Source organism: Salmonella sp. SAL04162 (assembly GCF_046551535.1).
In the GTDB taxonomy this organism is placed as follows: domain Bacteria; phylum Pseudomonadota; class Gammaproteobacteria; order Enterobacterales; family Enterobacteriaceae; genus Salmonella; species Salmonella enterica.
On sequence record NZ_JBGDVX010000013.1, the window covers coordinates 1 to 13,239 of the forward strand.

13 protein-coding genes are annotated in these 13,239 nt (G+C 51.5%); 5 read left to right on the plus strand and 8 right to left on the minus strand.

The genetic code is table 11. From position 1 onward, the window contains the following. The 3 genes from ACLJRH_RS20980 to ACLJRH_RS20990 all read left to right on the plus strand — a co-directional run. Positions 1-99, plus strand: a 99-nt coding sequence (locus ACLJRH_RS20980) for a sodium ion-translocating decarboxylase subunit beta (RefSeq protein WP_023198761.1), incomplete at its 5' end; no start/stop codon positions are given. Between the two features lie 134 nt (positions 100-233). Next, positions 234-1,853, plus strand: a complete 1,620-nt coding sequence (locus tag ACLJRH_RS20985) for a sensor histidine kinase (protein ID WP_001563099.1) — start codon at positions 234-236, stop codon at positions 1,851-1,853. Between the two features lies 1 nt (position 1,854). Beyond that, on the plus strand, positions 1,855-2,541 hold the full coding sequence (locus ACLJRH_RS20990; protein ID WP_000377415.1) for a response regulator: 687 nt from the start codon (positions 1,855-1,857) through the stop codon (positions 2,539-2,541). A 21-nt stretch (positions 2,542-2,562) separates the two neighbouring features. Here the strand turns inward: ACLJRH_RS20990 and rihC are convergent, their stop codons facing one another. From rihC to ACLJRH_RS21030, 8 genes are all read right to left on the minus strand, one after another. After that, on the minus strand, positions 2,563-3,483 hold the full coding sequence (rihC, locus tag ACLJRH_RS20995) for a ribonucleoside hydrolase RihC (RefSeq protein WP_000741408.1): 921 nt from the start codon (positions 3,481-3,483) through the stop codon (positions 2,563-2,565). A gap of 15 nt (positions 3,484-3,498) precedes the next feature. Then, complete coding sequence (locus tag ACLJRH_RS21000) at positions 3,499-4,701, minus strand: XAC2610-related protein (RefSeq protein WP_000516311.1); 1,203 nt, start codon at positions 4,699-4,701, stop codon at positions 3,499-3,501. Positions 4,702-4,900: 199 nt separating this feature from the next. Then, the gene (gene ispH / locus ACLJRH_RS21005; RefSeq protein WP_001166426.1) at positions 4,901-5,851 is read right to left on the minus strand and encodes a 4-hydroxy-3-methylbut-2-enyl diphosphate reductase; all 951 of its coding nucleotides are present in this window, start codon (positions 5,849-5,851) and stop codon (positions 4,901-4,903) included. A gap of 2 nt (positions 5,852-5,853) precedes the next feature. Beyond that, positions 5,854-6,303: an FKBP-type peptidyl-prolyl cis-trans isomerase gene (fkpB, locus tag ACLJRH_RS21010; protein ID WP_023137518.1), complete on the minus strand. Its 450-nt coding sequence runs from the start codon at positions 6,301-6,303 to the stop codon at positions 5,854-5,856. Between the two features lie 154 nt (positions 6,304-6,457). Further along, positions 6,458-6,958, minus strand: a complete 501-nt coding sequence (lspA, locus tag ACLJRH_RS21015; RefSeq protein ID WP_000042736.1) for a signal peptidase II — start codon at positions 6,956-6,958, stop codon at positions 6,458-6,460. Then, positions 6,958-9,792, minus strand: coding sequence for an isoleucine--tRNA ligase (ileS, locus tag ACLJRH_RS21020; RefSeq protein ID WP_001670710.1), 2,835 nt, complete (start codon positions 9,790-9,792; stop codon positions 6,958-6,960). The genes lspA and ileS overlap by 1 nt, the downstream gene beginning before the upstream one ends. Positions 9,793-9,836: 44 nt before the next feature. Then, a complete protein-coding gene (gene ribF, locus ACLJRH_RS21025; RefSeq protein ID WP_000767311.1) occupies positions 9,837-10,775 on the minus strand; it encodes a bifunctional riboflavin kinase/FAD synthetase in 939 nt (312 codons plus the stop codon). 7 nt (positions 10,776-10,782) lie between these two features. Beyond that, entirely contained in the window at positions 10,783-10,998 is a 216-nt protein-coding gene (locus ACLJRH_RS21030; protein ID WP_001538903.1) for a DUF2575 family protein, read from the minus strand. Between the two features lie 105 nt (positions 10,999-11,103). Between ACLJRH_RS21030 and rpsT the strand changes: the two genes are divergently transcribed. Both rpsT and ACLJRH_RS21040 read left to right on the plus strand, forming a co-directional pair. Beyond that, positions 11,104-11,367 carry a 30S ribosomal protein S20 gene (rpsT, locus tag ACLJRH_RS21035; RefSeq protein ID WP_001518655.1) on the plus strand — a complete coding sequence of 88 codons (264 nt, stop codon included), beginning with the start codon at positions 11,104-11,106 and terminating at the stop codon, positions 11,365-11,367. A gap of 460 nt (positions 11,368-11,827) precedes the next feature. Further along, positions 11,828-13,201: an MFS transporter gene (locus ACLJRH_RS21040; protein ID WP_000099988.1), complete on the plus strand. Its 1,374-nt coding sequence runs from the start codon at positions 11,828-11,830 to the stop codon at positions 13,199-13,201. Positions 13,202-13,239 lie beyond the last annotated feature (38 nt).

The window sequence follows — 13,239 nt, forward strand, 5'->3', positions numbered from 1 at the left end:
AACTTCCTGCTGATGCACGCGATGGGCCCGAACGTGGCGGGTGTTATCGGTTCGGCGATTGCGGCGGGCGTGATGCTGAAATACGTGCTGGCGATGTAATAGTGGATGGGATACGCATGTCGTATCCCATTTTCATCCAAATTTTTTCTGAAAGAAAAGTAAGTATGAACTGGTTCAGGTTCCGGTGATGCCGAATGCAAGAAAATACCGTAATTAAATATCTAAATACCAATATGTTTATACGGGAAATTACACACTGGTTTGCCAGACGCTCGTTTCAAAACCGGATATTTCTACTGATCCTGTTTACATCCACCATCGTGATGCTGGCAATCACCTGGTATCTGACCGATATCACGAAAGAGCGCCTGCATTATCAGGTGGGCCAACGTGCGCTTATTCAGGCAATGCAAATATCCGCTATGCCAGAATTAGTTGAAGCCGTAGAGGCGCATGATTTGCCACGCATCAAAGCGCTGATTGACCCAATGCGCTCGTTTTCGGACGCGACTTACATTACCGTTGGCAACGAAAAAGGTCAGCGACTGTATCACGTCAACCCGAATGAGATCGGCAAATATATGGAGGGCGGCGATAGCGACGACGCGCTGTATAACGCTAAAAGCTACGTATCGGTGCGTAAAGGTTCATTAGGCTCTTCCTTACGTGGTAAATCCCCGATTCAGGACAGTACCGGTAAAGTCATCGGTATTGTTTCCGTCGGCTATACTCTGGAACAGTTGGAGAGCTGGCTTAACTTACAAATCAGCTCGTTGCTGTTCCCGATGGCGATACTGTTGCTGGTGCTGTTGTACTGCGCCCGCCGCTTCTCGCTGCATATTAAAAAGCAGATGCTTAACATGGAGCCGCAGCAGCTTTCACAACTATTAATTCAGCAAAGCGTGTTGTTTGAGTCGGTATTTGAAGGGTTGATCGCCATTGACTCCCATCACCGTATTACCGCCATTAACCAAACGGCTCGCCGCTTACTGAATCTGAGCCAACCGGAGTCTGAACTCATTGGCTATGCAATCCACCATATCGTGTTGCCGGAGGCTTTTTTTTACGATGCGCCGCAAAAAAACAAAAAAGATGAGATCGTCACCTTTAACCAAATGAAAGTCATCGCCAGTCGCATGGCGGTCATTATTGACAACCAGCCTCAGGGCTGGGTTATTAGCTTTCGCAACAAAGACGATATCAATACACTCAGCCTGCAGTTAAGTCAGGTGCGGCAATACGCCGATAACCTGCGCGCCGTGCAGCATGAACATCGCAACCTTATTTCCACCATTGCCGGACTGCTGTTCCTGAAGCGCTACGATAATGCGCTGGCGCTGATTCAGCAGCAATCGGAAAGCCACCAGAAAGTACTCGATTTTATTTCCCATAATTTCCGCGACCACCACCTTGCGGGGCTATTAATCGGTAAATATTATCGGGCAAAAGAGCTGGGGCTGGAGCTGATTTTCGATCCTTCAAGCTTTGTTGAACACCTGCCGTCATCGCTCTCGCATAATGAATGGATTTCGATTGTTGGCAATTTATTGGACAACGCCTATAACGCCACCCTGCTCAATCGCGAAGGCTCGCGACAGATTGAGTGCCTGATCAACAGCGAAGGTAATGAAGTCATTATTGAAGTTGCCGATCAGGGATGTGGTATTGACGAAAATATCCGCCAGCATATTTTCGAGCGTGGAGTGACCACCCACAACAACGGCGATCACGGAATTGGATTATGGTTGGTGCACAGCTACGTCAAGCAGGCCAATGGTGACATTATCGTCGATAACAATAATCCTTTTGGCACCATTTTTACCCTCTATATCCCTTTTACCAGAGAAGAATAACATGGATAGCATTACGACACTCATCGTTGAAGACGAACCGATGCTAGCGGAAATCCTGGTGGACACCATCAAGCTTTTTCCCCAGTTTTCAATCGTCGGCATCGCAGACAAACTGGAAAGTGCAAAGAAGCAAATACGCCTCTATCAACCACAGTTAATTCTATTGGATAATTTTTTACCCGATGGCAAAGGGATCGATTTAATTCGTCATACCATCAGCACCAACTACACGGGGCGAATTATTTTCATTACCGCCGACAATCATATGGATACCATCAGCGATGCCTTACGCATGGGCGTATTCGATTATCTGATTAAGCCGGTACATTATCAGCGCCTGCAGCATACCCTGGAGCGGTTCACCCGTTACCGCAGTTCGTTACGTTCCAGTGAGCAGGCAAACCAGACGCACGTTGATGCCTTATTTAATATCCAGGCCAAAGAACAAACCGCAGAACCGAATAGCGGACTGCGAGGAATTGATGAAAACACCTTCAACCGGGTACGACAAATATTCGCCGACCCGCAGGCAGTACATACAGCAGACACTCTGGCGCAAATTCTGGGCAGCAGTAAAACCACTGCCCGACGCTATCTGGAACAAGGCGTGAAAAATAACTTTCTCGAAGCGGAGATCAGCTACGGGAAAGTGGGCAGGCCGGAGAGACTCTATCGCGGCAAAGTATGAGATTATGGCGCCAACATGTAATTACGGCGCACAGGCAAACACCTCAGCCACCCACTGACGAAAACCGTCCACATCCAGCGCCAGCGCCACCTGCGCGTTGGCGGGCTGCCCCAGACGCCCTTCAATATCCACCACCGTGGTACCGGCGGTATATTGCCCCTGCGTTTCTACGGCCACAAAACAGGATTGCAGGGTAAAAAGCTCCGGACGCACCAGCCAGGCGATAGCGCAGAGATCGTGCATCCGCAGACCGCTTTGCATACTGCCGCTGCGGTAATGGCTGAACAATGCATGCAGCATGCCGCCGGTTTTATTAAGCGCAGGAAGCGTAGCCAGGTACTCCGGCGTCAACACGGCCTGATTGGTGACGTCCAGCCCACACATCACAATCTCAATGCCGCTACGAAATACGTGGGCGGCGGCTTCCGGATCGACAGCAATGTTAAATTCAGCATTAGGCGTAAAATTGCCGCGCCCTGCGGAACCGCCCATAATCACCAGCCGGTGAATGTTGAAGCGGCACTCCGGATAGTGCATCAGTAGCAACGCAATATTGGTCAATGGCCCTATCGCCACCAATGTCATGGGCTCCGGGGCGTTCATCAGCACATCCCGGATAGCGATAAACGCTGGCTTCGCCAACGGTTGGCGCTGATGGTCGACAAAATCATAGCCTTCCATGCCGGATTCGCCGTGGACGTATGCCGCATCGCGTAACGGACGCAGCAGCGGCGTCGCGGCCCCCTGGGCAAGTGGCACATCGGCGTCCCAGAAATGCAGGAGCTGTAAGCCGTTACGGGTGGTTTTTTCGACCGAAACGTTGCCGGCAACGGTGGTCATCAGTTGCAGATCCAGCTCGGGGGCAAACAGCGCAGCGGCAATCGCGGCGGCGTCATCAATGCCTGGATCGGTATCAAGAATAATGTGTAGGGATGCTGCCATTAACGCTCTCCTGACCTATTGTTTTATATCTTCATACTCAGCGCGACTGATACAGGTATCAGGCACATCGTCATCCGTCACCAGACGCGGACTTAGCTTATTACCTTCGACAAACGGAACTAATGGGCAAAAACGCCCTGGCGATGCTTTGTTTTCCTGCCACTGAATCTCAAGCGATTCGGGCTCAGCGCCGGGTTTTTCTGCCTGAATCACGGTACGAACATTACCGGTTAGCCAAAAAGGTTGACACGTCTCATCAAGGCTAAAAGGCGGCGTCAAATGACCATTTTTACGTACTAGCGGATAAATAATACGCCCATCAGCGTAGGAAGGTATCATGTAGCAGTTATACATTTTGCCTTTACTGATCACAGGCTGAAAATAGCTTTCACCGCGATCGATCAGTTCAATCGTTTTTCCTTTCCAGCGATACACATTGACGCCATGACTGCAGCAACCACCGCGCCAATAGCTAACAATCTGTTTATGTTCAGCATCGATCTCTGGTGAAGTGATTTCCTGATAAGACGCTGGCGCATCAACATAACGCTGTTTGGCGGGGTCATAGAGCCATGTTTGTTCTGGAGCATTCGGCCCTGCAAGTAGCTCTGTTACAATCGACAGATCCGGGTAGCCATCAAAATTGACATCCCCCCATTGAGGCATAAACGGGCTACAAGTGCCCACCGAGGCGGTATCTAAGGTCTGTATGAGTTTACCATCACGGTATAATTTTATCGCCGAAATGGCCGGCGTATTGCCGCAATCAATCTCTTTGGAAGGGTCGTAACCCCCTGCATCATTCGTGTTCGTGACCAGCACAATATCAGGGGAGTTTTTAGGTTTGAGGTAGATAAGGGCAACAGGAAAATGTCGTTTTTTATCTGCGGAAGTCCATTCGCCTTTAATCTCACTGCTGGAGATTTCCGCATTCCAGTAACCCGAAAGCGCCTTTACGCGTTCTTCAAGATGCACCTCTTTATCCTGGAGTGAGCCGCGTAGAGCAATCGCTGCCTTGTGCTGATTGCAAGGTTCATAGCAGTAATACCCATAAAGCGTGTTACCAAATCGCGTGATATTAACGTTTACCGGTTTCCCCGCGATAGTTCCGGTATAGTTTCGCTCCCAGGCGGGTAGCTCCAGCACCGTGGCGCTTGTCGCGTCCATCCAAAAGCCGATGGCGAGTAACGTTGCCAATCCATATTTTATTTTGCCCATTTCCCTTATCCCTGTAGGCATTACACCCCAAAAACCAGCAACGATTGTGCTGGTTTTTCAGATGAATAGCAAAAAGGTGGGGCATTAGCAACGGATGACGACTACGCCTTATTCTTCCTGTCGCCCATTGAATATCAAAAGAAATTCTTAAGATCTGGTCAACGTAACGTCATCAGGCAGATTTCTGAATTATGAAATCTTATTCGACCTCACGAACATCCACACGCAGCTCTTTCGGCACTTCAAAAACAATATTTTCTTCGCGCCCCTCAAGCGTGACGGCTTCGCCGCCGCCAAACTCGCGCAGACGCGCAATAACATTCTGCACCAGAATATCCGGCGCGGAAGCGCCAGCGGTGACGCCGACGCAGGCGGCGTCTTTCACCCACGCCTCCTGGATATCCGCCGCATCGTCGATAAGAAACGCGGTTCTTCCCATCCGTTGGGCCAGTTCCGCCAATCGGTTAGAGTTAGAAGAGTTTTTCGAGCCGACCACCAGCACCACGTCAGCCTGCTCCGCCAGCGCCCGCACCGCTTCCTGACGATTAGTAGTGGCATAGCAAATATCGTCTTTGCGCGGGCCGACGATTTTCGGAAAGCGTTTACGCAGCGCATCAATCACATCGGACGTATCGTCCACGGAAAGCGTGGTTTGCGTCATGAAGGAGAGCTTGCCTTCATTTTTGACATTCAGCGTCCAGACGTCCTCTGGCGACTCAACCAGGTACATCCCCCCTTCCGGGTTGCTGTACTGGCCCATGGTGCCTTCCACTTCCGGGTGCCCAGCGTGGCCGATGAGAATAGACTCTTCACCGCGACGGCTGGCGCGCGCCACTTCCATATGGACTTTCGTCACCAGCGGGCAGGTGGCGTCAAAAACGGTAAGATCGCGGCTTTTCGCCTCGTTACGCACCGCCTGGGAAACCCCATGAGCGGAGAAAATCAGAATGGCGCCATCCGGCACTTCGCTAATTTGCTCTATAAAGATTGCCCCGCGCTGGCGCAGGCTGTCCACTACATAGCGGTTATGCACGACTTCGTGCCGAACGTAAATTGGCGCGCCGTAAATAGCGAGCGCATTTTCAACAATGCTGATAGCGCGGTCTACCCCGGCGCAAAAACCGCGTGGGTTGGCCAACAGGATCTGCATGTTTATGTCTCCAGCGCCGGATCGATTTCCAGCACTTCAATATCAAAGTGAACGGTATGCCCGGCCAGCGGATGGTTAAAATCAACGGTAATCGAGTCGCCGTTGATTTCGCGAATCACGCCAGGCATTTCGCTGCCATCCATTGCGGTAAAAAGCATAATCGCCCCGACTTCCGGTTCGCCCGCCGCCATAAACTCACGGCGCGAGAAATACTGGATCAAGTCCGGACTGGGGACGCCAAACGCGGCGTCAGGCTCCAGCGAAAACGCTTTCTTTTCCCCTTCTTTCAACCCCAGAAGCTGCTGCTCCAGACCTTCGGAAAGCGAGGTATCGCCAAGACGGAACAGGGCTGGCTTGCCGTTATTGCGGGTAGATTCCGCCGTTGAGCCATCATCCAGTTTCAGGGTGAAGTGAACGAGGATCGCGCTGTTGCTCTGTACGGATTTAGACATGCAAATTGCTCACGTGTTTTGCCCGGAGGCACAAAGAACGATAAAACCGTAGGCCGGATAAGGCGTTTTCACCGCCATCCGGCACCACGTTTGCCTGATGGCGCTGCGCTTATCAGGCCTACAAAACCGGATAAGCGCCACCCGGTATTTACGCTTATGCCTGTTCTTTCGCTGTCGGCTTCGGCAAAAAGCCTTCCAGTACAATCAGCGCCGCACCGATACAGATCGCGCTATCGGCAAGGTTGAACGTCGCGAAATGCCAGTCGCCGACGTAAAAATCGATCATATCGACAACAAAGCCGTGCCACAGGCGGTCGAACAGGTTACCCAGCGCGCCGCCGATGATTAACGCATAAGCGATGTTATTCAGCTTCTGCGTTGCTTTCGAGCGATACATCATCACCAAAAGAATTACGCAGATCCCTATCGCAATCCCGGCAAAGAACCAGCGCTGCCAGCCGCCGCTATCCGCCAGGAAGCTAAAAGCCGCGCCGTAGTTACGCGCATAATGCAGATTAAGCGACGGGAACAGCCCTACCGTATCCCCCAGAGCGAAATTCTGGAGGATCAGGTATTTGCTGCCCAAATCGATAATCAGCACGACTACTACCAGCCATAGCCAGCGTAGTCCTGTTGAACAGAGTGGTTTACTCATCAGGCAAATTTACGTTGTTCGCCATTACCGGCGATGTTGCTGACACAGCGTCCGCAGATATCTGCATGTTCCGCCACCTTGCCGACATCAGTAGTGTAGTGCCAGCAGCGCGGACACTTGTCACCCTCGGCACGCGTTACCACTGCCTGAACTGTCGTATTACCAGCATTGTACTGAATATTTTCATCATCAATACCCCCCGCTTGCTCAGAAATCACGAACTGGGAAGTAATGAAGATAAATCTGACCTCTTCACCCAACAGTTTCAGCTTCTTGATCGTACCGTTAGCATCGTCAGCATATTTCAGCGTCACTTTTGCTTCCAGGTTCGATTTGATGCCATTGGCTTTCTGATTTTCCAGCTCTTTGTTGACCTGGTCCTTGATATAGCGGACATCGTCCCAGAATGCGTCATTAAATTCTTCATTCTCTTCCAGGCCAAACAACCCGTCGTACCATTCGCCGGTGAAGACATATTTTTCACGCTCGCCCGGCAGGTAGCCCCAGATTTCATCAGCCGTGAAGGACATGATCGGCGCCATCCAGCGAACCAGAGCTTCTGCGATATGATACAGCGCAGTCTGGCAGCTACGACGCGCGACGCTATCAGCCTTCGCGGTGTACTGGCGGTCTTTGATGATGTCGAGGTAGAACGAGCCCATTTCAACGGAGCAGAAGCGCATCAGGCGCTGTACCACTTCATGGAAGTCGTAAGCTTCGTATGCCTTCAGAATCTCTTGCTGCGCCGTTTTCGCGCAGCCCACCGCCCACCTGTCCAGCACCACCATCTCTTCTGGTTTGACCATATCGGTGGCCGGATTGAAGCCATTGAGGTTCGCCAGCAGGAAGCGCGCGGTATTACGGATACGACGATAGCTGTCGGCGGCGCGTTTGAGGATCTCGTCAGAGACCGCCATTTCGCCGGTATAGTCAGTAGACGCCACCCACAGACGCAGGATATCCGCGCCCAGTTTATTCATCACATCCTGCGGCGATACGGTGTTACCGATGGACTTGGACATTTTGCGCCCCTGACCATCGACGGTGAAGCCGTGAGTCAGTACCTGGCGGTATGGCGCTTTGCCTTTCATCGCCACGCTAATCATCAGGGAGGACATAAACCAGCCGCGATGCTGGTCAGAGCCTTCCAGATACATATCGGCAGCGTGACCGGCGAATTCCGGACGTGCGTCAACCACGGAGTAACTGGTGGAACCGGAATCAAACCAAACGTCCAACGTATCCGGAACTTTCTCGTATTGATCAGCATCTTCGCCGAGGATCTCTTTCGGGTCGAGATCCCACCATGCCTGGATACCGTCAACTTCGACGCGTTTCGCCACCTCTTCCATCGCCGCCAGAGTACGCTCAATCGGCAGTAGCTCCTGCGTTTCTTTATGCACGAACAGCGACATCGGTACGCCCCAGGTACGCTGACGTGAGATACACCAGTCAGGACGGTTAGCGACCATTGATTCAATACGCGCCTGACCCCAGTCCGGGATCCACTGAACGCCTTTGATCTCTTTCAGGGACTGTTGACGAAGCCCTTCTTTATCCATGCTGACGAACCACTGCGGGGTCGCGCGGAAAATGATCGGCGTTTTGTGACGCCAACAGCACGGATAGCTGTGCTGCATTTTTTCGACATGCAGTAGCGCGCCTTTTTCTTTCAGCAGTTCAATAACGATATCGTTCGCTTTGAAGACGTTAACACCGTCAAGCGTTGGATATGTGCCTGGCAGATAAGTGCCGTCCGGGCCAACCGGGTTAGCGGTTTCCAGACCGTATTTCTGACCAATCACATAGTCGTCCGGGCCGTGACCAGGGGCGGTATGTACCGCGCCGGTACCGGCGTCCAGGGTGACGTGATCGCCGAGGATCGCCGGCACGTCAAAGCCCATAAACGGATGGGTAAAGCGCAGCAGTTCCAGCTCCGCGCCTTTAACGGTGCCGAGAATGGTGTATTCAGCCGCGCCAATACGCTGCATGACGCTTTCAACCAGATCTTTCGCCAGAATCACCGCCTGGCCGTCAATCTGCACCAGCGCATAATCAAAGTCCGGCGCCAGGGAGATGGCGCGGTTAGCCGGCAGCGTCCACGGCGTGGTGGTCCAGATAACCAGCGACACAGGGCCGCTCACGCCCGGCAAACCAAACTTCGCTTTCACCGCATCCTGATCGACGGCGCGGAACGCCACGTCGATAGACGGCGACGTTTTGTCGTAATATTCAACTTCCGCTTCCGCCAGCGCGGAACGGCAGTCAACGCACCAGTGCACCGGCTTAGCGCCTTTGTGCAGATGACCGTTTTTGATAATTCTGCCCAGCGCGCGGATGATGTTGGCTTCGGTTTTGAAGTCCATGGTCAGGTACGGATGCGACCAGTCGCCCAACACGCCCAGACGAATGAAGTCCTTACGCTGGCCGTCAACCTGCGTAGCGGCATATTCGCGGCACTTGGCGCGGAATTCAGCGGCAGTAAATTTCTCGCCCGGCTTACCGAACTCCTGCTCGACTTTCAGCTCGATAGGCAGACCGTGACAGTCCCAGCCCGGCACGTAAGGCGAGTCAAATCCCGACAGTCCTTTGGACTTCACGATAATGTCTTTCAGAATCTTGTTAACTGAGTGACCAATATGAATGCTGCCATTCGCATATGGAGGGCCATCATGCAGAATGAAGGTTTTTTTGCCTTTTTTGGCCGCACGAATGATGCCGTACAGATCATCATCGGTCCAACGCGCCAGCATTCCCGGTTCACGCTTGGCGAGGTCGCCGCGCATCGGGAACCCTGTTTCCGGCAAATTCAGGGTCGATTTATAGTCACTCATCAGATTCTCGGTTCCGTATTTCGGTTTGATAAACACCGTCAGGGTTACACCTGCCCGGCTAGCCCAAAAAACTTGCGGGCCGTTAACTCATCGCGTGCGATTTGCGCTTTTAGCTCATCAAGCGACGCAAATCGCTGCTCATTACGTATCTTTTTACGCAGTATTACATCTATATGGCGACCGTAGAGGTCCATTACAACGTCCAGCAGGTGCACTTCCAGTTGTTGACGCACGCCAGCCACCGTTGGACGAGTGCCAATGTTCGCTACGCCGGGTAACGGCTTATCGCCAAGCCCGGTGACTTCCACCGCATAGACCCCTTTTACCGGGGAGACCTGACGGCGCAGCGGTAAGTTCGCCGTCGGGAAGCCAATGGTACGTCCCAGCTCGTCGCCATGAACGACACGCCCGGAAATAGTAAAGGGATGTCCCAGCAGGCTTTCGGCAAGCGCCAGGTTATCTTCCGCCAGCGCCTGTCTCACTGCGGTACTACTGATACGCACGCCGCCTTCACAAAAGGTTTGGGTGCTGGAAACCGCAAAACCATACTCCGCCCCCGCCTTCTGTAATAACAAGAAATCGCCCGCGCGGCTAGCACCAAAGCGGAAATCATCGCCGACGGCAAGAAATTGCACGCCAAGTCGCTCCACCAGCAGTTCGCTGATAAACGTTTGCGCCGTCAAAGCGGCAAAGCGGCGATCGAATTTCACGCACAGCACATAGTCCACGCCGCACTGCGCAAGGTAATGCAGTTTTTCACGCAGGCGCGTCAGGCGAGCGGGCGCTTTATCCGTCGCGAACAGCTCCAGCGGCTGCGGTTCGAAAATCATGACCACCACCGGCAGACCGCGTCTGCGTCCTTCTTCCTGCAAACCCTGCAGTAGAGCGCGATGCCCCCGATGTACGCCGTCGAAATTACCAATGGTCAGCACACACCCATGCGGGGCCTGACTGAGATTATGTATGCCGCGTATCAGCTTCATGTCTGACTCAAAACAGTGAAAATCGCAAGAGTATACCTTGTACAGCGGTCAAGGTTAACCGACTATTGCCCTGAGGAAACATAAAGAAGATGCTTTTCATCGCCATGCGGCAAACTCCGCCCCAAAACCCGCCGCTTAATGCAATTTTTCTCATGGAAAGGCTGTATTCACAGCACGCAAGCTGGTAGAATCCTGCGCCATCACTACGCAACGAGTGCTGCAATTTAAACGGCGCTTATTTGCACAAATCCATTGACAAAAGAAGGCTAAAAGGGCATATTCCTCGGCCTTTGAATTGTCCATATAGAACACATTTGGGAGTTGGACCTTGGCTAATATCAAATCAGCTAAGAAGCGCGCCGTTCAGTCTGAAAAGGCTCGTAAGCACAACGCAAGCCGTCGCTCTATGATGCGTACTTTCATCAAGAAAGTATACGCAGCTATCGAAGCTGGCGACAAAGCTGCTGCACTGAAAGCATTTAACGAAATGCAACCGATCGTGGACCGTCAGGCTGCTAAAGGTCTGATCCACAAAAACAAAGCTGCACGTCATAAAGCTAACCTGACTGCACAGATCAACAAACTGGCTTAATCGCCTGCTTGTTATCAGCTTTGTAAAAAAACCCGCGTAAAGCGGGTTTTTTTATGCCTGCTATCTGGCGTTTTTCTCGTCAACCGCTGGCGCCGATCTCACTCGTTAACGCTCTTACTAACCAGCCTCTTTTTTCAGCTACTCCTCCCTTAGCCACGTCACGTAATACTTGAAAGTTATTTTCTTTCACTGTTTTCCTTTTTTTATTTCATTATTAAAAAAACTGTGACCACCTTAGCAAATAGAAACATCGCTCATTCAAAAACTAATAAACGCAATCCTGATGTAAGATTTGATAATTGATTGATGCCGTCGGGTTAACTACTTTTCATGTACACCTTACTCACTCATTTTAATCTGAGGTTAAATTCAGAAACGACATAAAAATAATATTTAAAACTTGCTTAGAAAGTAGAGGTTGTTTTTCTGGGCGTATCGTACCAATATCGGAGTTATCATTATGAGTTCTGTCATTGAGGATACCCAGCCTTCCGGGTCAGCATCATTGTCTTTACTACAGCGTATTAGCTACGGCTCTTTGGATGTGGCGGGTAATCTGCTGTACTGCTTCGGTTCAACGTACATTTTATATTTCTACACAGACGTTGCGGGCATTAGCCTTGCCGTAGCAGGCGTTATCCTGCTGCTGGCGCGTATTATCGATGGCATAGACGCCCCCATATGGGGGATCATCATCGATAAAACGCGTTCACGCTACGGTAAATGTCGTCCCTGGTTTTTATGGTTACCGCTGCCTTTTGCGGTATTCAGCGCGCTGTCATTTTGGTCTCCTGATATCAGTATGACAGGAAAAGCCATCTATGCAGCAATATCTTATATGATTGCCAGCATTCTATTTACCGGACTTAATACACCACTCAGTGCAATATTACCCCTGATGACCTTATCTCCCAAGGAAAGACTGGTTTTAAATTCCTGGCGAATGACCGGTGGGCAAATTGGGGTTTTATTAATGAACGCGACCGCCTTGCCGTTAGTCGCTTTTTTAGGTAACGGTGATGATCACGCTGGTTTTATTTATACGGCAATTACATTTGCCATTATATCCTGCGCGCTAACGCTCTTTGCGTTTAAAAACATTCGTGAAATGGATACGGATAAAATACAGCATGAACCTAAGTTGCCGATGAAAAAAAGTTTCGCGGCGATGAAAGGTAACTGGCCGTGGATCCTGATGGTGCTGGCTAATCTGATCTTCTGGATTGCCCTACAGCAGCGCAACACGACCATTGTCTATTATCTGACCTACAACCTCGACCGTAAAGATCTGGTACCGCTGATTAACAGCCTGGCGACGATTCAGATCCTGTTTATCATCGCTATCCCCTTCTTTAGCAAATACCTGGCTAAAACCTGGATATGGGTAGGCGGTCTGCTGGTCGCCACGTTTGGCGGCGTCATGATGTGGCTGGCAGCGGACAACATTACTTTCCTCATCGCCGCCTGGATACTCGGCAATATCGGCAGCGGTATCGCCTGCTCAATGCCGTTTGCCATGCTGGGGTTCGCCGTCGATTTCGGTGCCTGGAAGACCGGTATTAAGGCTACCGGCATTCTTATCGCCTTCGGCAGCACCTTCTGCATCAAGATGGGTAGTGGCCTCGGCACCGCTTTCGCCGCCTGGATCATGAACAGTTTTGGCTATGTCCCCAACCATGCCCAGAGTGCTGCGGGTCTGGAGGGAATTATCTGGGCCTTTATCTGGGCACCCGCCCTACTCTTCGCGCTCGCAGCGATCCCACTACTTTTCTTTCGCAAATACGAAGCGATGGAAGAGAAGATTCGCCACGATCTGGAAACCATCAACTCATAACGTTCTTTACCTTCACCCTCGAATATGGGAGGCACCAC

What these genes read in the sequence shown, in the direction of transcription:
- rihC (WP_000741408.1), bottom strand. Translation starts at nt 3,483, where the DNA reads ATGGCAGCATCCCTACACATTATTCTTGATACCGATCCAGGCATTGAT.
- ACLJRH_RS20985 (WP_001563099.1), top strand. Translation starts at nt 234, where the DNA reads ATGTTTATACGGGAAATTACACACTGGTTTGCCAGACGCTCGTTTCAA.
- ileS (WP_001670710.1), bottom strand. Translation starts at nt 9,792, where the DNA reads ATGAGTGACTATAAATCGACCCTGAATTTGCCGGAAACAGGGTTCCCG.
- ACLJRH_RS21040 (WP_000099988.1), top strand. Translation starts at nt 11,828, where the DNA reads ATGAGTTCTGTCATTGAGGATACCCAGCCTTCCGGGTCAGCATCATTG.
- lspA (WP_000042736.1), bottom strand. Translation starts at nt 6,958, where the DNA reads ATGAGTAAACCACTCTGTTCAACAGGACTACGCTGGCTATGGCTGGTA.
- ACLJRH_RS21000 (WP_000516311.1), bottom strand. Translation starts at nt 4,701, where the DNA reads ATGGGCAAAATAAAATATGGATTGGCAACGTTACTCGCCATCGGCTTT.
- ispH (WP_001166426.1), bottom strand. Translation starts at nt 5,851, where the DNA reads ATGCAGATCCTGTTGGCCAACCCACGCGGTTTTTGCGCCGGGGTAGAC.
- ACLJRH_RS20990 (WP_000377415.1), top strand. Translation starts at nt 1,855, where the DNA reads ATGGATAGCATTACGACACTCATCGTTGAAGACGAACCGATGCTAGCG.
- ribF (WP_000767311.1), bottom strand. Translation starts at nt 10,775, where the DNA reads ATGAAGCTGATACGCGGCATACATAATCTCAGTCAGGCCCCGCATGGG.
- fkpB (WP_023137518.1), bottom strand. Translation starts at nt 6,303, where the DNA reads ATGTCTAAATCCGTACAGAGCAACAGCGCGATCCTCGTTCACTTCACC.